Below are 21,949 nucleotides of genomic sequence, written 5' to 3'. Positions count from 1 at the left end.
TATCAGTTTGATCCGGTGCAGACCACCAAGACCAGCGTGCACGGCGCGATCAACATGCTTGGGCTGGCCAAGCGTGTCAAGGCACGCATCCTTCAGGCCTCGACCAGCGAGGTCTATGGTGACCCCGAAATTCATCCGCAACCGGAAAGCTACTGGGGCAGGGTCAATCCGATCGGCATCCGCAGCTGTTATGACGAAGGCAAGCGCTGTGCCGAGACCTTGTTTTTCGACTACTGGCGGCAGCATCACCTCGAAATTAAGGTCATCCGGATATTCAACACCTACGGGCCGCGCATGCATCCTGATGATGGACGCGTGGTCAGCAATTTCATCTGCCAGGCTCTGGCCGGAAAGGATTTGACGATCTACGGCAGCGGCTCCCAGACCCGCAGCTTCTGCTATGTCGATGACCTGATCGACGGCATGATGCGGATGATGGATTCGGCCGCCGACTTTAGCGGGCCGGTCAATCTGGGGAATGCGGTCGAATTCACCATGCTTGAACTCGCGGAAAAGATTGTCGCAATCACAGGGGGACCTTCAAAGCTTTGCTTCAAACCACTGCCCGAAGATGATCCGCGGCAAAGACAGCCAGATCTCTCGCTGGCCGCACAAGTGTTGGACTGGAAACCGAGAATTGCGCTGGAAGATGGCCTGAAAGAGACCATCGCCTACTTTCGCCACATCTTGACAAAGTGATTGCTCCAATCCTGCCGCCGATGAAGAAAACCAAGGCAGCTTCTGTAAATTTCCAGGGGTGAACCCTGCCGCATGACGCGATTCGCCAAACCATTGAGTGCCGTGCAGGGATCAGCAAGACCGAGTCTGGCTGGCCGCGTCACATTTCAGGAACTGGACGGTTTTGGACTCAATGCCCGTGAGTCAAGTCCAAAATTTGCTGTAAATTCTCTCGGTCGGTTTGATGACAATGAGTTAGCAGTGCCTCCTGCTCTTGCTCGATAAACGCCGGTCAGCGACGCTGTCCGGCGAGCTGCTCGTGCCCCGGTGGGGCGCCCTATACGCGTGGTGGGCGCAGTCAAGGGCGGGCGAGGCCCGGCGCAGCGTACCCTTGACGGCGACCGCGACGCACCGACACTCCAGGGCTGGGGCGGGTCGCGAGTTTTTGCGGCCCGCTCCCGAGCCCGTCCGGCGGCGAGGATTTCCCCGCCCTGGGGCGGGGTAAGGGGTGGGGCCCCGCACCGGGGACTCCCGAGGCGCTCTGTCCATCGGTCAGCCAGTGGTCAGAGCAACCACCTGGGCGCCCTCGCGGCGGGCGGCCAGCCTCTCGTGGAATTCGTCCAGATCCAGAGACTTCCGCTCCTGCCAGATCTCGTTCTGCTCGGCCAGCAAGGCGCCGATCAAGCGACGCGCCGAGTCGTCGTTCGGGAAGATCCGGAGGACCCGTTCGCAGCGCCGGATCTCCTCGTTGAGCCGCTCCTGCAGGTTCGTGCTGCGCAACCGGCGACGGGACTTCTCCGGCAGTGCCATGACCGCCCAGGCATCGTCGAAAGGGGCTTCCAGGCAGCCCCCTGCCTTGGACGCGGTCTTCGCGAACCGTTCAGAGAACTCTGCCAACCGCCGCCTGGCCTCACTGAGGTCCGATGCCTGCAGCACGAGCCTGGCGGCAGCGGCGACCTCGGCACGGGCCTTGACCAGGCTGTGCGACAGCAGATTGCGCATCCGATGCCCCTGGCAGCGTTGCCAGGTGGCGCCCTGAAAGGGCGTGGCGATTGCCTGCGTCAGCCCGCCATGCTCGTCGGAGACGACCAACCTCGCGCCTTTGAGGCCACGGCCCTTCAGCCAACGAAAGGCCTCGTCCCAGGTCGCGAAACTCTCCCTGTCGCCGATCTGCACACCGAGAATCTCCCGATGGCCGTCGCTCCGGATGCCCGAGAGGATCGGCGCGGCCCGTTGGACAACGCGCTCGTCCTCCCGGCTCTTGAGAAACAGGGCGTCGACCAGAATGAACGGGGACTCGCCCGCCAGCGGCCGTTCGTTGAATGCCCGTACGCGCACGTCCAGACCCGCGCACAGCGCGCTGACCGTCGATTTCGAGAAGCTCGCTCCACAAAGCTCTTCGGTGATCGCCGACACCTTGCGCGTCGATACGCCCTGGACGACCATTTCCATCAGCGCCAGAACAAACGCCCGCTCACTGCGCTGGTAGCGCTGGAAGATCTCGGTCGAGAACACGCCTTCCCGCGTCTGCGGTATCTGCAACGTCACCGGCACCACCCGCGTGTACAGCGTGCGCGCCCGCTACCCGTTCCGGTAGCCCTGCCGACTCCCTGCATTCGTGCCGTTCCGCTCCCAACCTTCGCTCACCTGCGCCTCCAGTACCTGGTTCAACACCGCCTCCACCCGCTTCGCCAGCCCGTCCTGACCACTCAACAACCCTGGCAACCAATCCTTTCCCACCCTAAGCTCATACCCAGCCATCGCTTCTCTTCTTCGGTCGATCAACGCTCTGACAACGTCATCTTACCGAACCGAAGCGGTGGCTGACCAGCCATCCGATTTACAGCAGTTTACGGACTCAATCGAGTTCGGGGCGGTGCTCGCACCGGGCGGTGATCGCCAGCTTCTGACTACGGCCATGACATGGACTGCCCGGTTGCTTGCTGGGTCGCTTCCCAGACCCCTTCCCAGCCGATGACCGCTGGCCATCGACCGGTGGAGCCTGTTCCGTCCCTGCCGTAGAGCTTCCCGCCATCTCCGCGGCGACGTCGACAGTGCCGCACTCGTTCGCCGCGCCAAGCTATTCCTCCGAACCACCTGTCTTCGCCCAGGGCGCTTGGCTGGTCGGCGGACGCGAGCGCTTGTCCGGGTTCTGATTCAGGCGATCCTGCCACTCCTTCACATCGTGGAGCAGGCGCTTCGACACTTCCAGCAAGAGATCCGCCAGCAGCTTCTTGAGCCGCTCGTCGTTTATCTGGAACCGGTCATGTCTGCTCAGGTGCATCGTGCCGCATCTCTCAGGTCGTGTGCAAGTTCCGCAACTACGCCCTACAAATCATCAGGCTGGCGGCTTTTCTTAAGGGGGTGTGAAAGATTACGCGCAACCTGTTCCCTATCATGCCGGATGCCCGCAAAACGCCCGGCAACCGCCGTTTCGACCCGGCATCGGATGGTGCAGGCGTGCTTCCAACAGCCGGCTGGCGGCGATCCATTGCCCGCGCGTATGTCCGGCCGACACGCTTGCCCGTTTGCGGTTTAACATGGGGTCTGTCGACATTGATCCACTCGCTCTGCACAGGAGTTCCACATGCTCTTCCCATCTGCTCGCGGCCATGCCGTTCTTTTCGTCCTCCTGATCGGCAGCGCGACGGCGGGGTACGCCGCCGATCTGCCCAAACGCAAACCTGGTCTATGGGAAATCAACACGCGCATGGCCGGCATGCCGGCGATGGGGCCGATGCAGCAATGTATCGATCAGAAAACCGACGATCTGCTGCAGCAACAAGCGCGCAAGGAGCAGCCCAACTGCAGCGTGCTTGAAGTCAGACCATCGGGCAACCAGGTGACGGTTAACTCGGTGTGCAAAATCCAGGGAAGCACCGCGACTACGGATGCCGTCTTTGTCGGATCGTTCGACTCCGCATACAAGGGCGACATGCATACCCGCTTCAGCCCACCCCTGCAAGGGACCAGCGAAAGCAAGATGTCCCTCGAAGCGCGTTGGCTGGGGCCGTGCAAGCCGGGACAGAAGCCAGGTGACGTGATCATGCCCAACGCCGGGACGGTCAACGTCAACGAAATGATGAAGGACCCAAAGATTCAGGAGTTGATGAAGCGGCAGAAATGAGTTCGCGCTGGCTACCGAATTTCCTCTTCATCAGCGTTGCCCTGCGCTTGTGGAATTCATTTGAGGGCGTAATCAGGCCTGGCATTCAATTGCGCAGCGTGACATCGATGAAGTCGGTATGCTCACGCGCGAAGCTGGCGCGGAAGTGGTGGCTATCTTTGTAGATCGGCTTGCCGTCGGCGGAAAATGCCCGACACTGGCCTAGTGGACAGAGCGCCTCGATGGGATCGACAAGCGTCGCGCCGGCGGCGCGAGCGAGTTGCGCCAGCCGGTTACGCAGTGCCGCCTGCTGTTCGTCAAGCGGAGTCGTCTCGCGCCGACGTGTAGCGGTCAGTGTTGTCAGCCGGCTACCGGCGAAGAAATTCCGTGGTTCGAATTGAGGACCGCTTGGATTGTCGAGGACGAAGTACACCTTTTTGCTGCCGGCGACGCCTTGCAGGAAACGGGTGATCAGCGCGAACTCATTGTCGACGTCGACCCTGCCGGCATAGTGCGCGCGCGCGTCCAGGAAATAAAGATTCCAGGCACCACCGACGACGATGGTGTCGATCTCGGGATCGGCCACCAATTTGGCCACCTGTTCGCGGTACGCCGGACACCGCTCGAGCGCATAGGGGTTGGTCTGATCGCTGCCAGGAATCGGCGAACAGCCGGGACTGGTAAGAAAGATCACCGATTTGCGCTCGGCAACATGCTCGTCGAGCAGGCGAACGATGCGCGACGAATACTGCTCCAAGTGTGAATCGCCGATGAAGAGTACCGGCTTGCCACCGTTCAGACGCGACTTGACGGCGCTGTCCTTGAACTGGGCGCGCTCGAGCCCGGCAGGATAGTCCCAATCGCGAAGCGCCTCCAGCATCGGCCCGATGCTCGGGTCGTGATGACGCGAACGTAGCGGGATCGCGTCGGTCAGTACGCCGAGGATCAGCAGGGTGCTCATCACGGCCAGCAGGATTAGCGCGACACGGCGCCCACCTGTCCGTATCGGCTTCTCGACGTAGCGATAGGTCAGATAGGCGAGGACAAAGCTGGCGACGACCAGTATCCCGCGTGTCGAGCTGGGCGGCATCTTGCCCTTCGCGATCCAGGCGAAGGAGAGCAGCAGCCAGTGCCAAAGATACAGGGGGTAGCTGATCAGACCAATGCCGACGATCGCGCGCGCGGAGAGAAACTTGCGATTAAGCCAAGCGTCGCGACCGGCGCTGATGATCAGGAAAGTTCCAAGCGTGGGCAGCAAGGCCCACCAGCCCGGAAACGCTGATTTCTTGTTGAGCAGGGCAACGGCGGCCAGGATTAACACGGCGCCGAGCGCCGATTGAAGGTTCGCCGAGCGCAGCAATTGACAACCACGGTGGCGGCTGAGGTAGGCCAGCATGCCGCCCGTCATCAGCTCCCAGAAACGCGTCCACGGCGCGTAGAACGCAGCAACGGCATCCACCCTGACGATCAGGATGTTGGCGGCGAACGACGCGATTGCGATAAGCAGGGTAATTTTCAGAAAGTCGCTCTCGCGTCGCCAGAGAAAAGCGAGGAGCAAGGGCCAGAGAATGTAGAACTGCTCTTCGATGCCGAGTGACCAAAGATGCAGTAGCGGTTTGGCGTAGGCATCGCTGTCAAAGTAACCGGCCTCGCTCCAGAGCACGAAGTTGGAGACGAAGCCAGCGCCGCCCGCGATGTGGAGGCCCAAGCGCTGTTGTTCGTCGACCAGCAACAGAAACCAGCCGAGCCCCCAGCCGGCGAGAAGAACCAGTGCCAGCGCTGGAAAGATGCGACGAATTCTCCGCGCGTAGAACTCGGTGAAACTGAAGCGTCCGTGCTCAAGACTGCCAAAGATGATGCTGCTGATCAGGTAACCGGAAACGACGAAAAAGACATCGACGCCGACGTAACCACCGGGTAGTGCTTTCGGGAAGGCGTGGAAGGCGACGACGAGGAGAACACCGAGCGCGCGCAGGCCGTCGATATCGGGACGGTACGGCGGTTGCATTAAACCTGCGGCGGTCGCAGTCGTGGATGGTTGTCGTGCGTCAGCGAGTAACACTACCGGTTCTCCTTGGCGTGTCGTCGCCATCCTGAATACCTAAGCCGCTTTCTCATCGTCGAATCCGTAATGATACCGGATGCCGCTCAAGTTTCACCGCCACGTTCGGCAGTCGCCAACAACGGCGCGAGGAAGCGTCCGGTGTGGCTCGCGACAAAAGAAAGAAGCTCCTCGCCGCACCTCACTGCGACGAGGAGCTTCCAGATCGCTCTGCTCAGGCCAGATCAAACCGATCCGCGTTCATCACCTTCGTCCAGGCGGCAATGAAGTCCTGCACAAACTTTGCCCTATGGTCGTCCTGCGCATAGACCTCGGCGTAGGCGCGCAGCACCGAGTTCGAGCCAAAGATCAGATCGACGCGGGTCGCCGTCCATCGGGTGGCGCCGCTTGCGCGATCGACGATCGCATAGCTGTTGCGGCCGGTCGGCTTCCACATGTAGGCCATGTCGGTGAGATTGACGAAAAAGTCGTTGGTGAGTGCGCCAACGCGGTCGGTGAACACGCCGTGCGGGCTGCCGCCGTGGTTGGCGCCGAGCACGCGCAGGCCACCGACCAACACCGTCATCTCGCAGGCGGTCAGCCGCATCAGTTGCGCGCGGTCGAGCAGCAGCTCCTCCGGCGTCACCACGTAGTCCTGCTTCAGCCAGTTGCGGAAGCCGTCCGCCAGTGGCTCGAGCACTGCGAACGATTCGATGTCGGTCATTTCCTGCACGGCGTCGCCGCGACCCGGCGCAAACGGCACTGTCACCGCGAAGCCGGCCGCTTGCGCCGCCTGTTCAACGCCGAGGTTGCCGGCAAGTACGATCACGTCGGCGACACTGGCACCGGTCTCGGCGGCGATCCTTTCGTAAACCGCCAGCATCCTGGCGAGGCGCGCCGGTTCGTTGCCTTCCCAATCCTTCTGCGGCACCAGCCGGATGCGCGCGCCGTTGGCACCGCCGCGCTTGTCGGAGCCGCGGAAGGTACGGGCGCTGTCCCAGGCGGTGGCCACCCTTTCGGCGACGGAAAGGCCGGCGGCGGCGATCTTCGCCTTCACCGCGGCGACATCGTAGTCAGTACGGCCGGTGGGCACCGGGTCCTGCCAAAGGAGATCCTCTTGCGGCACGTCCGGCCCGAAGTGGCGGGACTTGGGCCCCATGTCGCGGTGCGTCAGCTTGAACCAGGCACGGGCGAACACGTCGGAGAAGTAGGCTGGGTCCGCACGGAAGCGCTCGGCGATTCTGCGGTACTCGGGATCGAAGCGCAGCGCCATGTCGGCGTCGGTCATGATCGGCTTGCAGCGTATCGTCGGATCCTCGACGTCGACCGGCATGTCGGCTTCGTCGATGTGCACCGGCTCCCACTGGTTCGCGCCGGCCGGCGACTTCTGCAGCCACCAGTCGTACCGGAGGAGCAGGTCGAAGTAGCCGCCCTTACCGACATTCCACTTCGTCGGGTGCGTGGTCCAGGCGCCTTCAAGGCCACTGGTCACGGTGTCGCGGCCGATGCCGCGGGTCGTGTGGTTGTTCCAGCCGAGGCCCTGCTCCTCCAGTTCGGCACCTTCCGGCGCCGGGCCGAGCCTGGCCGCGCTGCCGTTACCGTGCGCTTTGCCGACGGTGTGGCCACCGGCGGTCAGCGCCACGGTTTCCTCGTCGTTCATCGCCATGCGAGCGAAGGTCGTGCGCATGTCGCGGGCCGTCCTGAGCGGATTGGGCTGGCCGTCGACGCCCTCGGGATTGACGTAGATGAGACCCATCATCACCGCGGCGAGCGGGTTCTCCAGATTGCGTTCGCCGGAGTAGCGGCTGCCTTCGCTGCCGGTCGGGGCCAGCCATTCCTTCTCGGAGCCCCAGTAGATGTCCTTTTCCGGATGCCAGATGTCTTCCCGGCCGAAGGCGAAGCCAAAGGTCTTCAGGCCCATCGACTCGTAGGCCATGTTGCCGGCGAGGATCATCAGGTCGGCCCAGCTCACCTGCCTGCCGTACTTCTTCTTGATCGGCCAGAGCAGGCGGCGGGCCTTGTCGAGGTTGGCGTTGTCCGGCCACGAGCTGATCGGCGCGAAACGCTGGTTGCCGGTGCCACCGCCGCCGCGGCCGTCGGCGATGCGGTAGGTGCCCGCCGAGTGCCAGGCCATGCGGATCATCAGGCCGCCGTAGTGGCCCCAGTCCGCCGGCCACCAGGCCTGGCTGTTGGTCATCAGTGCCTTCAGGTCTTCTTTTAGCGCTTGGACATCGAGCTTCTTCAGTTCCTCTCGGTAATCGAAGTCCGGGCCCATCGGGTCGGTCTTGCGGTCATGCTGGTGCAGGATGTCGAGATTCAGCGCCTTCGGCCACCACTGCCGTGTCATGTCGGCCGAGGTCGTGCCGCCGTGCATGACCGGGCAGCGCCCGCCGTTGTTCGTGCCATTTTCGTTCGTAGCCATTTGCTTTCTCCTGAGTGAAGTGGAAAAGAGATCTCCGCGAGGGTGCCTGCGGAAGTGCCGTTGAAAAATGAGCCCTCGATCAGTCCACGACGAGGCCCGACGGGGTTCTGCGCACGACCGGCATTGCGCGCCAGTGAATGGGTGGGAAGCCCCTGCGAGCAGATCCCGACAGAAATCACCTGGGGGCAGGCTGGCATCGGCCGCCATTGGCAACCTTGCTTTCTACGCCGGCCCTCTTGCCGTTCCGTAAAACCAGTGTAGGCAGGCTCAAATAATATGTAAAGCGAATTGTTTATATTGTTTCGATAGTTTTTAACTATGTTATTCTCGCCTTTTGCATGTCCGGTCAGAGCCGCTCCGGTGCATTTTGATTCGCATCAAACACGAATCATTCTCATCGTGTTTGATGCATCCACTCGAGCAGGTCAGCCGACGCCAGCCTACGTCCGTTCCGACCCTTTCGACGACGGTCGCATCAAGGCTGCCGACCTCTACCTGCAGGACGACATGCGCTTCGGCAAACGGAACGTGCTTGCCGCCGGCCGCTACGACAAGGTTTCGGGCAGCGCCGATTCGGTCGCCAAGCCGGCCAACCCGCTCGGCATCCGCCGCCACAGCGGGCTCGACCGCGACGACAGCGCCTTTTCCGGCAGCCTCGGCGCCAGCTACGAGGTCGCCCCGCTGTTCCGCCCCTACGCCAGACTGTCGCGCGGCTTCCGCGCCAGCGAGATGCGTGAGCGCTACGAGTCTTCACCGCACGGCGACGGCTACTACGATGTCGGCGATCCGCAGATCAGGCCGGAAATCTCGACGCAACTCGAGCCTGGCATCAAGGGCCCGACTGACAAGCTCGTCTGGTCGGTTGCGATTTTTCGCAATCAGATCCGCGACTACATGAGTGGCCGGGACATCTCCGGCACCGCCCGCGCCACGACGCGCTGCGGCGTCGCCCATGCCGGCGCCTGCAAGGAAACCGTCAACATCGGCAAGGTCGTCATCGATGGTTTCTAGGCGCAGGGCCGGTGGCAGGCCTGGCAGCGCCAGTGGCTGAAGGCCGGCCTTACCAGTCTGCGCGGCGAGAACAAGGAACTCGACGAGCCGTTCTTCCAGATGCCCGCCGACGCACTGTCGCTCGGTTGGGAAGGCTTTGTCGCGCCGGGCTGGACAATGGAGGTCACCGGCTGCTTCGTGCGCGAGCAGGAGCGAGTCGCGACGATCTTCTCACGCGGCAGCGAGGACAAGACCGCCGGCTTCGCCACCGCCGACCTTGGCGCCACCTACCGGCTGAACAAGCCGCATACCTTCCGCGTGGCGCTCAGGAATCTGTTCGACCGCGAGTACCACGAGGCGGCTCTGACCGAGGGCATGTCCGGACAGGAAATCCACATGCCGGGCCGCAGTCTCTACCTCTCATGGAAAGGCGATTTCTGATAACAGTCTCATTCACACTCCGTGCGCGATGTTGGCGCGCCGTTCGTGATGCCGGGTGTTATCGCGGCGCTCGCCGAGCAGCACGGAATCACTGTGTCGCAGCGCCGCGACCAGCACTTCGAAGGAAAGCTCGTGCCCGCTGCCGGGGTGTCGACGATGCGTTTGGCGGCCATGGCCGTCACAAGCAGGCCGCAGGTCAATGCCAGCATCAGCGCGCAGATGAGGGGCGCAATTGCGTCACGGCTTCCCTTCCGGCACGTAGATCATCGAGCCGTCCTTCATGCGGTAGGCGACACCGGCCTTCTCGCCGTCGCCGCTGCCGATGTTGCCGTTGGCCTTGTACTTCTCGATCTTCTCGCCCTTCTTGACCAGCATTTCCATGCTCGGTTTTCCGGGATCGGTAATCACTGTTACGTCCTGCTTGTTGAACGGGTTGATCAGTGGGTTCTGCGCCACGGTGATGAGCAGCGCGGCGATGATGACGAGGAAAATGTCGATCAGGTTCACCACCGACAGGATCGGATCGTCGGACTCCGGTTCGTGGAGGAGTTTCATGCTCATGCTTTCGTTTCGTGCCGGGCGTCACGGATGCTCGCGATCTCCAGCAGTTCCTCGGCCAGCCAGCGACGGCGGATGTTCGAGACCCAATAGGTGATCGAGGCTGCGATCAGTGCCAGGATCACCGCCGAGAAGGCGATGGTGAGGTTGTTGGAGACCTCGGCGAGGTTGCCGTCGGACAGCGACTTCAGGGCCGGACCGATCGGGATCATCGTCGCGACGAGGCCGAGCATCGGCGTCACGCGACTGGCGATACGCGGCACCTCCAGCACCTTGTGCGCGAGCACGTCGAGCTCGTCGGCGGAGAGGGTCGGCTGTGCCGAGAAGCGGGCGACGAGGGCGCGCCCGGCACCGCTTCTGCGGCGCAGCGCGAGCACGGCGAATTCGCCGAGCACCCAGAAGGCATAGAGAAAGAGAATCGCGATGAGCACCAGCGTCGGCAGCAGAAAAAGCTGCGAGACTTGGTACATCGTGGTTTCAACAAAATTGAACATGCTGGTTTCCGTGGTGAGGTGGGTTCATCGAGGAGGAAAGCTTCCGCACCCAATGCGTGTCGAACAGCGTGCCGCGCATCGTGTCGTCGGCGAATTCGCCGGGAATGTCGGTACGTGACTCGCCGTTCCTCGTGAGTGGAAAGCCGGTCGAGGAGGAGAGCGAGGAAAAGGACTGCTCGTAGCCGAGCGTGCCATGACCGCGGCGCGGCCGGAGAGCTTGCTGCCACCATCGAGCTCGATGTCGCCCTCGGCACGCAGACGGGCAATGGTGAGATCGCTGTCTTCCTTGTCGGAATGCCCACCGGCTGCGGTGAGGCCGGTGCCGGCGGCGGGTTGGCGTAGGCCGATCGGGTCAGCGTCGTCGCGCACGTGCCTTCGTTGCGGTAGAGGCTGGGCCACAACGTCAGGTTGTCGCCGGCCTGCTTCCAGGTCAGGCGCGGCGAGAGGATCAGCTCGTTCGGATCGTAGGGGCCGCGTTCGCGGTCTTTCTGCCAAAGCTTGCGCGTTCCGGTGTTCGAGTTGATGCGCGCCGTCGCCGGTATGCTCGCCAGCGTCGATGCCGGCCGGAATGACGAGGGAGGCGGATGCCTGTTTGATCATGCCACTCCCTCCACCCGTCGCAGCGTCGGATTGGTCAGCGTTCGTACGGCGCCACCGCCGGTGGCGAGCAGCAGCAGCGCGATGCCGAGCAGCGCGAAAGGCAGGGCTGGCGGCAGCGGCTTTTCCTCGACGCGTTCGAGTTTCATGCCTTCGATCTGCGGCGCTGCCGGGACTTCGTGCGGCGCCACGAGGTCGGCGGCCTGCTGCGGGCGGGTAGCCGGGAGCGGCGCGACGAGGCCGAAGCCCGCGTTCGCGCCGGCATCGACGAATGCCTTGAAGACCGGGTTGTCGGTGACGACGTCGTGGCGCCTGGCGAGGTCGCGGTAGCGTTCCTGCAGCTCGACCAGCACCTTGGGGTCGGCCTGCCAGTAGCCCTGACGCGCGGCTTCGATCATGCGCTCGATGGTCTGCGCCAACGCCGTCGGGTTTTTCGCCTCGAACCATTCCTTGATGCCCAGCTTGTGCTTGTCGCGCACATAGACGTCGACGAATTCCTGCCACTGGTCGTCGCGCACGATTTCGCGGGCGACGATGGTCCAGCCGGAGAAGTTGTTCATCGAATCGAGCACCTGCAGCGTGCCGGCGTAGCCCTCGGCCATCAGCCCCTTGATGTAGCCGGGGTGGAAGTTGCGCGTGGCGAGTTCCTTGGCAAGGAACTGGTCGGCGCCTTCGACTTTCCCGCTACCGGAACCGCGCAGGTTGGAGATGTATAGCTCGGGCGCCTTGCCGTCCAGGCGGCGTACGGCGAGGCCGATGCCGCCAAGATACTGGAAGGGGTCATCGGTGGTCAGCAGGCCGTAGAGGTTGGAGCTGCGCGATAGCACGGCGCCTTCGGTGCCCTGCAGGTGCTCGGCGTAGAGGTTGATGCGGGCAGCCTTGCCTTCTGCGCCCGCAATGCCCTGCCTGCCCCAGTCTTCCTCGTCGACACCGTAGGCGAACTGCATGCGCGAGAGGTAGAGGTCGGCGAGCTTCCTGTCGCCCTCGGCTTTGCCTTTCCAGGTGTTGGTGGCGAGCGTCGCGTCGTCGAGCCCGGTGCCGTACTTGCCCGATTCGGACGAGAAGATGCGCGTCTCGGCGGCCTTCACCGCCGCCGCTTCCGGGATGCCCTGCTTGATCAGCCGGGCGGTGATCGCGCGGCTGTTCTCATGGAGAGGGTTGTCGGCCTCGTTGGCGCGGGCAGCGAGCTGCACGGCCTTGGCGAGCTGCTTCATGGTATTCGGGAAATGGTCGCGGTAGAGGCCGGTCGCCGAGAGCACGACGTCGACGCGCGGTCGGCCGAGCTTCTCGCGTGGCGAGAGTGTCACGTCGACGACGCGCCCACCCGGCTCCCACACCGGCTCGACGCCCAGAGTCCACAACGCCTGCGCCTCCAGCATGCCCTGATGGCGCATCGTCTCGACCGACCACAGCGAGAAGGCCAGCTTCTTCGGGAACTTGCCGGTTTTCGCACGGTGCGCGGCGATCAGCGCTTCCGCCGCTTCCTTGCCGGCTTCCCAGGCCTGTCTGGTCGGCACGCGCGAGGGATCGAAGCCGTAGAGGTTGCGGCCGGTCGGCAGAGCGTCCGGGTTCTTCATCGGGTCGCCGCCGTAAGAGGTCGGGATGTAGCGGCCGGCAAGGCCGGCGAGCAGGCCGGCCACTTCGTCGGCGGCGGCGAGATGGTCGTACCAGATGCGCCCTTGTTCGAAGCGTTCGGCCAGCGCCGCGTCGGCGGGCTTTGCCGCGCGGCCCGCGAGCCAGTCGCGGAACAGCTTGAACGGCGGCGCCTCGACGGTTTTTTCGTAGCTGTCGACGAACATCTCGTCGAGGTCGTCGCCCTTGACGCCGGCGGCACTGGCGACGCTTTCCCAGAACGGTTTGCCGAGCATCAGCAGCACACTGCCGAGGCGGTGCGTTTCCTGCGGTGGCGTTCCGAAGGTGTGCAGACCGAGCGGCTGCGCGGTCTGCGCCAGTTCGTGCAGGTAGTCGTGCAGGGTATCGACGAAGCCGCGGAACTCGGCCTCGATCTTCGCCTCGCTCCAGCCCATGTCCCGGTCGATGCGTTCCTTCTTGACGGCGGCCTTGAGGTCGGCGGCGAGCTTTTGCTTGACGGCGCCGTCGTCCTGTGCGAGCCAGGCGTGCAGGAGGTCGTGAATCTTCACCGTCGCCTCGTGCAGGCCAGCCGGTGCGAAGGCCGGGGTCTGGTGCGTGACGATGGTCGCGCGGCCGCGGCGCTTGGCCTGCATCGCCTCGCCGATGTTGTCGACGATGTAGGGGTAGATTACCGGCAGATTGCCGACAGCGAGCATCGGGTAGTCAGTCATCGCCAGGCCGCGCTCCTTGCCCGGCAGCCATTCCTGCGAGCCGTGCGTGCCGTAATGCACCAGCGCGTCGGCCTGGTAATGCTCGCGCACCCATAGATACTGGGCGAGGTAGTAGTGTGAGGGGATGGCCGTGGTCGAGTGGTAGAGCGCCTTTTCCTGGTCTTCCCACTTCTCGCCGCGCGGTGCCTGCGGCGTGAAGATCACCTTGCCGGCCGCGAAACGCGGGATGACGAAGTAGGGGGCGCCATCGTTCCGCACCACCATCGACGACTGCTCGGGATCGCCCCAGCGTTCCTGCAATTCGTGGCGCACGCCCTCGGGCAGGGTGGCGAGCCACTGGCGGTAGGCGGCAACCGGCAGTTTTTCGGCGAGCCCGTCGCGCAGGAGCGACTGCAATTGACCGTCACGGTAGAAGGGGGCGAGCAGGCGCTGCAGGTTGTTGATGAGGATCGTCTCCTCTTCCGGCAGGACCTGGTAGCCGGCCGCCTTCAGCGACTTGAGCGTGGCGACAAAGCTCTGTGGCAGGTTGAGGTAGGAGGCGGATAGGTTTTTTTCGCCCGACGGGTAATTCCAGAACATCACCGCGACCGTTTTTTCGGCATTCGGCAAGCGCTGCAGGCGCACCTGGTTGAGTGCCTTGGCGACGACGGCGGAAGACTGTTCGGGGATGACCGTCAGCGCGTGGTCGCCCTTTTTCTGCGCGCCGGCGATGACCGCGTCGGTGATGCCAGCGTACTCGCCCTGTGCGAGGAAGAAGGGGATGTCGAGCAGCGGCACGCCCTGCGGGTCGGCACGCCAGTCGGCTTCGTCGCCTCTGCGGTACGCTAGCGCCTGGACCCACGGAATGCCGAGCGCTTCCAGTTCCTTTTTGCGGCCGTCCGGGTCGAGCACGATCTGGGTATTGATCACGGCGTCGGCGACAAGCTTGCCGTCCATTTTCAGCAGGCCAGCATGCGACCCCATGACCGGTGCGTACCAGGCCAGCGGTACGGCGCCAGCGGCCTCGATGCGCGCGATCAGGTCGTCGACGAAGGCGGTCTGCTCGCTGCCGATGTAGGTCTGGTGCAGCGCGACGGCAATCACCGGAGGCTTGTTGGCGAGATCGACTTCCTTCCATTTCAGGTAGTCGGCGGTGTTGGCAAAAACAAGGCCGGGCGCCTGCGGGTGGTAGATCGCCGCTTTCGGAAAGACGATCGGCGGCGCAATGCCGTCGAGGGGCTTGCCCTGGCGGTATGCGGCGAGCGAGTGGAAGAAGTTTTCGAAGTTGGACCGCGCACCGTTGATGTAATAGGCGTGCAGGAGGTCGGCGAGGGGTTCCGGAAATCCTTTTGCCTCTGGCTTCGTATCGTGCATCCACAGGTGCGGCGCGGCGAGGCCGGGCAGGGCCCTGGCGAGCTTCACGCGCATCTGCTCCTGCAGGTGGTCGCGCGGCGCGTCAAAGATCACGATGTCGGCCCCGCGCCAGAGCGAGGCGTCGGTCTCGGCCGGAAGCTTTTCGGCCTGTCGCGATTCGACCTTGAAGCCGTGTGCGGCGCCGATCTCGGCAAGGTGGGTAAATTTCCCTTGTGGCACCGGACTGACGGAGACGAACAGCACCGTGTCGGCGTCTGCCGGCGTGACCAGCGTTGCGGCAGCGAGAATGAGGGAACGGCCCAGGATTTTTTTCAGAAGCATGGAGGTGGCTTGCTCGTCGTGAGGTGGAGATAGGCAGCGACTGGCTGTTCGGGCGCGCCGGAGGGCCGGCTCGGTCTCCTTTTTCTCCTGTCAGAAATCCGCCTGGAAAGCAACGCGAACGTTGCGGCCGGGCTGCGAGTAGAAGTCGACGCCGACCGGGTCCGGGGCGTCGGCCTGGCGGATGTCGCTCCACAGCCAGTACTTTTTGTCGAACACGTTGTTCAGCACGAGAGTCACGCGCGTATCCTTGCTCGGCTTGATCCACGCGGCCAGGTCGGTCACGCCATAGCCTGGGGTGCGGTAGTAACGGCCCGCGCTGTCGTCGATCCGGCGTTTGCGCGTCGCCGCACGCAGGCGTGCTTCGGCGCCCCAGTGGCCGGCATCACGCACCAGGCCGAAGCTTGCGCGCATCGGTTCGATGCTGTTCAGTGGCTGATCGGTTTCTTCGTTGTCGCCGTGGGCGTAGGCCATGGCGCCGTCAACACGCCAGCCGGGCTGGAAGTCCCAACTGCCGCGCGCTTCGGCGCCATGGATGCGGACCTTGGTGAGGTTGCGCGACTGGAAGGTGGTGAAGCCGGGAATGCACGACGGATCGGATGGGCAGTTGAGCCGGACGTTCTCGATGAAATTCTTGTAGTTGTTGTTGTAGATCGCTACCTGGCCGCGGGCCGTAGCGCCTTTCGCACGCAGGCCCAGTTCGATGCCGACGCTTGTTTCCGGCTTCAGTTCGCCGTTCGGCACGATTCCGTAGAGCTGGGCGGTGTTGCGGAACGACCCATTGACCTCGTTATAGTTCGGCGCCCGGAAGCCGGCCGCGAGTTGTCCGTAACCGGACAGCACCTCGTCGAATTTCCACTGGGCGCCAAGCTTCGGGCTGAATCGGCTGTAGGTCTGCCCCTCGACACCACGCTTGAGCAGGGTGAGCACCTGTTGCGACAGGTCGTCGACCTTCGGCTCCAGGCGGGTGCGGTCATAGCGCACGCCCGGCGTCAGTGTCAGTCGACTGCCGAAGAGGCCGCCGATTTCGTCCTGCACGAAGAGGCCGATGGTGTCGGTCTGCCCGTTGGCGAAATCGCGCAGTGGGTAGTTCTCGCCGGCAATCGACTTCGATACCGTGCCGGTCGTCCGGTTGTAACGGGTGGCATCGCGCAGTTCCTCGACTTCCTGGCGCATCAGGTCGACACCGTAGGTGATCAGATGCGTCATGCCGGTACCGCCAAGCAGCGACTCAAGCTGGAGGTTGAAGCCGGATGTTGTCTGGTCGAAATGGAAGTCCTGGTAAAGGTCGCACTGACTGGCGCCGGCGATCGTCGCCGAACAGGTGGCGCTGGTGTTGCTGCGACGCTGGTAGTTCTTGTTGTGCGTCTTCGCGTCCTGATAGTAGGCTTTGGCGACCAAGCGGTCGTAGAAGGCGCCGCCAGGCTTGTTCTCGTACTCGACGCTGTAGCGCGTGCGCTTGACGTTGTCGTCGCCGGTCATCGTCGTAACGCGCGGCAGCGAGCCCGAGAGGCGCAAGATGTCCGTCTGCACGTCCTGTTCGCGCGATTCGATCAAGGTGGTGATGCGGTGACCGGCCGCAGGCTTCAGCACCAGTTTGGCGATCATGCCGCGATCGGTGGTGTCGGCCGGGTTCGGCTTGCTGCGGAAGGGGCTGGTGCTACCGTCCTGGCCCTGGTTGTCGGTCTCGTGCCCGCGCGCTTCGCCGTAGCCGACCATCAACTCGGCTGCAGCTCCACGCACGGCGCCAATGACACTGCCCGAGAACTGGTCGTTGGCGCCGAAGTAGCCGCCACGCACGCGTACGCCGTAGGGTTTGTCGCCCGGCGCAATGTCGGACGGATCGAGCGTCACAAAACCGATGACGCCACCGATGGCGTCAGAACCATAGAGACTGGAGGCCGGGCCACGAACGATCTCGACCTGCTTCAGGAAATCGGCGAGGGCCGAAGGCGAGGCACTCATCGTGAAGTTGGTCGGGCCGCCACCGTTGTAGTAATCGGGTAGCCGCACGCCGTCGACCACCGTCACGACGCGGTTGTCCTCGATGCCCCGGATATTGATACGCGTTGCGCCAAAGCGGCGCAGATCGCGGGACATCACCACGTCCGGATCGTCGCGGAACAGGTCAGCTTCTTCGGACGGCAGTCGACGGTCCATGTCCTCGCGACTGATGGCGGTGACGGTCAGCGGCAGATCGTCGATGGCCGTACTGCTGCGCGTCGCGGTAACGACGGTGTCGCGCATCTGCTGATCGGCGAACACTGCGTGCGAGGTGGCCGCTAGTGCTGCGGCAAGGAGGGAATACTGAAAAGTCCGGCCAGCGCCGGAGAGTCCGACAGACATGCAAACCTCCAGAAAGCATGGTGACTGGCTGGCTGGCGCATGGCTGGCTGGCGAATGAACGGCGAAACGAAGAAATTACAACGTTCCGTTTGTATAAATGAGAATGGTTATCATTATATCTGTCTGCGGGCTTTCAGGCAAGAGGTGCGTCACTTGCTGTGGTGGTATTGGCAGCCACGAGTCTGGGGCAAGCGACACCGTATGCGGGAAAGGGGAAGTGGATGGCCACGAATGGTTTGCGGTCAGGCAAAGAGATGGCCGATGAGCCGGCTGATCTGAGCGGCCGGATCGGGACTCAGGCAATCGACAATCTGTGGTCGCAGTGTGTTGCCGATCCAGGTGATCTGTCGCTTGGCGAGCTGGCGGGTGGCGTAGATGCCACGCTCGCGCAGTTCGTGACGTGGCGCGAGACCATCCTGAACTTCCCATACCTGCCGGTAGCCGACACAGCGCATTGACGGCAGAGCAGGCTGTAACGGGTATTTTCCGCGTAACCACTCGACTTCGCTTTCCAGGCCGGCGGCGAGCATCGCTGCAAAGCGGTCGGCGATACGCTGGTGCAGTGTGCCGCGATTCGAAGGCAGCAGGCCGATCGACACGAAGTGGTAGCGGGGCGCCGTTTTCTCGCCGTTCATGATCAACGCCGACAGCGGCCGGCCGGAAAGGCGAAAGACCTCGAGCGCGCGCTGGATGCGTTGTGCATCGCTGCGCTGCAGGCGCGCCGCCGTTGCCGGATCGACTTCGGCGAGTTCAGCGTGCAGCGCCGGCCAACCCCGAGCAGCGGCGTCCCGGTCGATCGCTGCACGCATTGCCGGGTCGGCTGCCGGCAAGTCGACCAGGCCGTCGACCAGCGCTTTGAAATAGAGCATGGTGCCGCCGACGAGCAAGGGTACGCGGCCACGCGCCGTGATCGCAGCCATTATGCGCAGCGCGTCGGCACGGAAACGGGCTGCCGAGTAGGCTTCCTGCGGGCTGATCAGGTCGATCAGGTGATGCGGGAATTCAGCCAGGGTTGCTGCGTCGGGTTTGGCGGTGCCGATATTCATGTCGCGAAAGACCTGCGCCGAATCGACGCTGATCAGCTCGACGGGGAAGCGCCGTGACAATTCGAGCGCCACTGCGGTCTTGCCGCTGGCAGTCGGTCCCATCAGCAGGATTGCCAGTGGCAAAACTTCCGGGTGCGCTGCGATCTTGCTCATCGGCCGCGCAGAAAGTGGCGGTCGAGATCGGTCATGCTCAACTGCGTCCAGGTCGGGCGGCCGTGGTTGCAGAGACCGGAACGTTCGGTTTCCTCCATCTGGCGCAACAGGGCGTTCATTTCCGCCAGCGACAGCCGTCGCCGGGCATGCACTGCACCCTGGCAGGCCATGCTGGCCAGAAACTCGTTGCGCGCTGCGGTCAGCAGTTGCGTGACACCATGTTCGCGCAGTTCGCCCAAGAGCGCGCGTGCCAGTGCGGCCGGGTCGGCGGCCTGCAGCAGGACCGGAACGGCACGCACCGCGAGCTGTCGGGGACCCACCGGCGCGAGATCGAAACCGAGTTGCCGCAGCGCCGCGGCGTGTTCTTCGGCGGTGGCGACGTCGATCGCCTCGGCATTGAACACTGCGGGAATCAGTAGCGCCTGCGTCGCCAGGGGTTGTTCGTCGAGCGCGTGCTTGAGCTTCTCGTACAGGATGCGTTCGTGCGCCGCATGCATGTCTACGACCACCAGACCCTGATGATTTTCCGCCAGGATGTAGATGCCGTGCAGTTGCGCGAGGGCATAACCGAGCGGCGCTGCTTCGGCTTCTGTCGTGGCGGTGGCTGCTGCTGGCAGTCGATCCGGGGTTTGCGCGGCCTGTACGAACGCCAGGTAAGGATGGCTGCCGGCAGGTTCGCGGATGCCCAGTGAACCCTGGTGCGCTACCCGGTTGACGAAGGTCGGGCGCCCGGTCTGGGTCGCGCTCGCCGGATGATCGGGCCAGCGCGATGACGCCTCGTCTGCTACCGGCATCTGCGCACTTGGCGCTGGCGGCGTTGCCAGCGGCCCCGACAACAGCCGCTGCACGGCATGAAAGACAAACTGGTGAACCGCGCGAGCGTCACGGAAACGGACCTCGGTCTTCTGTGGGTGGACATTGACATCGACAGTTGCCGGGTCAACCTCCAGGAACAGGCAGTAAGCCGGGTAGCGGCTGCCGTGCAGCAGATCCTGGTAAGCCTCGCGTAGCGCATGGTTCAATAGCTTGTCGCGAACGAAGCGGCCGTTGACGTAGAGGTACTGGGCGTCGCCGCGCGCGCGCGAGTAGGTCGGCAGTGCGCAGTAGCCAAAGACGCGCAGTGGCCCGGCGGCGGCGTCAAGGCTGCGCGACTCGGCAAGAAACTCCTCGCCAAGGATCGCGCCGGCACGCGTTCGCGTATCACTCCTGGCCAGATGCAGGCTGACGCGACCGTTGTGCGTGAGCGTGAATGCAACCCCCGGATGGGCCAGCGCAATGCGCTTGACGGCCTCGGCACAATGGGCAAATTCAGTATGGCCGGACTTGAGGAATTTCCGGCGTGCCGGCGTGTTGTAATAGAGGTCGCGCGTTTCGATCACGGTCCCGACGGACAGGGCCGCCGGTTCAGGTGTCGCTCCAGCTTCCGCGCAGAGCCGCCAGGCATGCTGTCCGGCGGTGCTGCCCGCCGGCTGCCGGCTGGTGAGAGTGACCCGCGCGATGGCAGCCACCGAAGCCAGCGCTTCACCACGAAAACCGAGCGTGCCGACGCGTTCGAGATCGTCAAGCGAACTGATCTTCGAGGTCGCGTGCCGGACCAGTGCCAGCGCCAGCTCGTCGCGGGCGATGCCGTGGCCGTCGTCAATGACGCGGATCAGTTTGACGCCGCCTTCCTCGAGCTGAATCTGGAGGGTCGAGCTGCCGGCGTCGAGGGCATTTTCCAGCAGTTCCTTGAGCACCGAGGCCGGCCGATCGATGACTTCGCCGGCAGCGATCTGGCTGATCAAGAGATCGGGCAGGAGATGGATGCGGGGGGGGTCAAGCATCGGTCCATTATACCGGCCCGGCTTCCGGTAGAATCGCGCCTTCACGGCCGGGTCGCTGCCCGGCATCTCCCACCGCGGTGGCCCGCACGCCGGCATCAGACGCGGCGGTATCGTCGGCTCGCTCAAGTGACCGAGAATCTCCCGGATCACCACCGCTTCGGTGATCAAGGCGATGAGGCGCATCTCGCCACCGCACTCGGGCAGAGCAGCGGCAGCACCTCGTAGATGCGCGCCAGCAACAGCGCCCAGGCGTAGCGCGCTGCCTTGGCGATGTGCCGGCTCTGACGGGCCGCTTCCGGCGGGATGGGCTCTGCCCGCGTCGGCGTGGCGGCCATCTCGGTTGGCTGCGCCAGCGCGGTGACCGCCTCGCGCAGCAGCGAGTTCGACGCCAGCACCCCGTAGGTGCGGTAACGATGGCGGCGCGGCGGTGGAACCAGCACCGCAAGGCGATCGAGCAACGGCATTGGCGTTAATGTGAAAATCGCGTATGCGACTCACGACCCTCCCCTCCCCCTCGCGGGGGTGAAGGCGAGGTTTCGCGGAGCACTGCTCCGCGCCGCCGTAACCGGCCCGCGCTGCAGCGCGGGCCGTGGAAGGGGCCGAGGGAGAAGGAAACGGTCATGACTTTCATGATCGGGGGTGCCCGGAAAAGTGATGACCATTAGCATCAGCTGACGCTGCTGCCTGGGCCGGGTTGCACGCTCTCATAGACCAGGTGCTCGGGATCGATTTCACGCCGCCGCTCCAGCGCAAGGGCCGGACGGGCACAGTCGCGCAGCAGACGTTCCAGACCGTTGCGCTCGTGCGCCTCGATGCGCCCCTGGGCATCGACCGAGAAGCCGCCGCCGTGTTCCCACTCGGCCATCACCTGCGCATCGTCGGCCGACAGCAGGCCGCGCCGCAGGAGCAATCGCAGCAGTCGACGGCACACAGCCGTCAACAGCCATTGTCCGGCGGCATCGATTTCTGCATCGGCTCTGGCGGCGATGCACGGCGCGATCTTGTCGATGCGGCCGTGGTGGACGAGCAGGTCGGTATCGACGATCTGGCCTTCATTAACCAGGCGAGCGTTGCGGATGAATAGGGTGTTCATGCCAAATCTCGTTGGGCGATTGAATATCTGCACAGGAGCAGCGGGTTAGCGAAGTCATCGGCCCGCTGCCGTAAATCTCGCCGAAGAAACAAGGGTTTGCGGCGTTGTAGCAAAGTGGACGGCGGTGCCGCGGAAGGGCGATGTAGCAATGGTGCATAATCCCCGTGGATTAGCGTGGTCATGGGTG

Annotated in this window: 11 protein-coding genes and 4 pseudogenes; 3 read left to right on the top strand and 12 right to left on the bottom strand. The window is 63.8% G+C overall.

Annotation, left to right across the window (positions count from 1 at the left end):
* On the top strand, positions 1 to 699 hold a 699-nt coding region (locus V5B39_RS10685), incomplete at its 5' end, for a GDP-mannose 4,6-dehydratase (protein ID WP_332342867.1).
* 531 nt (positions 700 to 1,230) lie between these two features.
* Here V5B39_RS10685 and V5B39_RS10680 read toward each other — a convergent pair.
* Both V5B39_RS10680 and V5B39_RS22185 read right to left on the bottom strand, forming a co-directional pair.
* A pseudogene (locus V5B39_RS10680) lies at positions 1,231 to 2,439 on the bottom strand (IS256 family transposase).
* Positions 2,440 to 2,542: 103 nt separating this feature from the next.
* Positions 2,543 to 2,962, bottom strand: a pseudogene (locus tag V5B39_RS22185) (IS66 family transposase); the annotation flags it as partial.
* Positions 2,963 to 3,265: 303 nt separating this feature from the next.
* Here V5B39_RS22185 and V5B39_RS10670 point away from each other — a divergent pair.
* Complete coding sequence (locus V5B39_RS10670; protein ID WP_332342865.1) at positions 3,266 to 3,805, top strand: DUF3617 domain-containing protein; 540 nt, start codon at positions 3,266 to 3,268, stop codon at positions 3,803 to 3,805.
* An 85-nt stretch (positions 3,806 to 3,890) separates the two neighbouring features.
* Here the strand turns inward: V5B39_RS10670 and V5B39_RS10665 are convergent, their stop codons facing one another.
* Both V5B39_RS10665 and katG read right to left on the bottom strand, forming a co-directional pair.
* Positions 3,891 to 5,792, bottom strand: a complete 1,902-nt coding sequence (locus V5B39_RS10665) for an acyltransferase family protein (RefSeq protein WP_332342864.1) — start codon at positions 5,790 to 5,792, stop codon at positions 3,891 to 3,893.
* A gap of 268 nt (positions 5,793 to 6,060) precedes the next feature.
* Positions 6,061 to 8,247, bottom strand: a complete 2,187-nt coding sequence (gene katG, locus V5B39_RS10660) for a catalase/peroxidase HPI (protein ID WP_332342863.1) — start codon at positions 8,245 to 8,247, stop codon at positions 6,061 to 6,063.
* 318 nt (positions 8,248 to 8,565) lie between these two features.
* Here katG and V5B39_RS10655 point away from each other — a divergent pair.
* Positions 8,566 to 9,678, top strand: a pseudogene (locus V5B39_RS10655) (TonB-dependent receptor).
* Positions 9,679 to 9,915: 237 nt separating this feature from the next.
* Here the strand turns inward: V5B39_RS10655 and V5B39_RS10650 are convergent.
* The 8 genes and pseudogenes from V5B39_RS10650 to V5B39_RS10610 all read right to left on the bottom strand — a co-directional run.
* Positions 9,916 to 10,233 (bottom strand): DUF2149 domain-containing protein, encoded by a 318-nt coding sequence (locus tag V5B39_RS10650; protein ID WP_332342875.1) that lies wholly within the window; start codon positions 10,231 to 10,233, stop codon positions 9,916 to 9,918.
* 2 nt (positions 10,234 to 10,235) lie between these two features.
* On the bottom strand, positions 10,236 to 10,730 hold the full coding sequence (locus tag V5B39_RS10645; protein ID WP_332342862.1) for a MotA/TolQ/ExbB proton channel family protein: 495 nt from the start codon (positions 10,728 to 10,730) through the stop codon (positions 10,236 to 10,238).
* A gap of 596 nt (positions 10,731 to 11,326) precedes the next feature.
* Complete coding sequence (gene cobN, locus V5B39_RS10640) at positions 11,327 to 15,304, bottom strand: cobaltochelatase subunit CobN (RefSeq protein WP_332342861.1); 3,978 nt, start codon at positions 15,302 to 15,304, stop codon at positions 11,327 to 11,329.
* Between the two features lie 90 nt (positions 15,305 to 15,394).
* Positions 15,395 to 17,647 (bottom strand): TonB-dependent hemoglobin/transferrin/lactoferrin family receptor, encoded by a 2,253-nt coding sequence (locus V5B39_RS10635; protein ID WP_332342860.1) that lies wholly within the window; start codon positions 17,645 to 17,647, stop codon positions 15,395 to 15,397.
* A gap of 242 nt (positions 17,648 to 17,889) precedes the next feature.
* Complete coding sequence (miaA, locus tag V5B39_RS10630) at positions 17,890 to 18,846, bottom strand: tRNA (adenosine(37)-N6)-dimethylallyltransferase MiaA (RefSeq protein WP_332342859.1); 957 nt, start codon at positions 18,844 to 18,846, stop codon at positions 17,890 to 17,892.
* Positions 18,843 to 20,669 carry a DNA mismatch repair endonuclease MutL gene (gene mutL, locus V5B39_RS10625; protein ID WP_332342874.1) on the bottom strand — a complete coding sequence of 609 codons (1,827 nt, stop codon included), beginning with the start codon at positions 20,667 to 20,669 and terminating at the stop codon, positions 18,843 to 18,845. Before mutL ends, miaA begins: the two co-directional genes overlap by 4 nt.
* 164 nt (positions 20,670 to 20,833) lie before the next feature.
* Positions 20,834 to 21,127: a hypothetical protein gene (locus V5B39_RS10620; RefSeq protein WP_434735684.1), complete on the bottom strand. Its 294-nt coding sequence runs from the start codon at positions 21,125 to 21,127 to the stop codon at positions 20,834 to 20,836.
* A gap of 479 nt (positions 21,128 to 21,606) precedes the next feature.
* A pseudogene (locus V5B39_RS10610) lies at positions 21,607 to 21,762 on the bottom strand (dihydroorotase); the annotation flags it as partial.
* Between the last annotated feature and the right edge of the window lie 187 nt (positions 21,763 to 21,949).

The organism is Accumulibacter sp. (genome assembly GCF_036625275.1).
Classification (GTDB): domain Bacteria; phylum Pseudomonadota; class Gammaproteobacteria; order Burkholderiales; family Rhodocyclaceae; genus Accumulibacter.
This window is presented reverse-complemented; position numbering and strand designations above follow the sequence as displayed.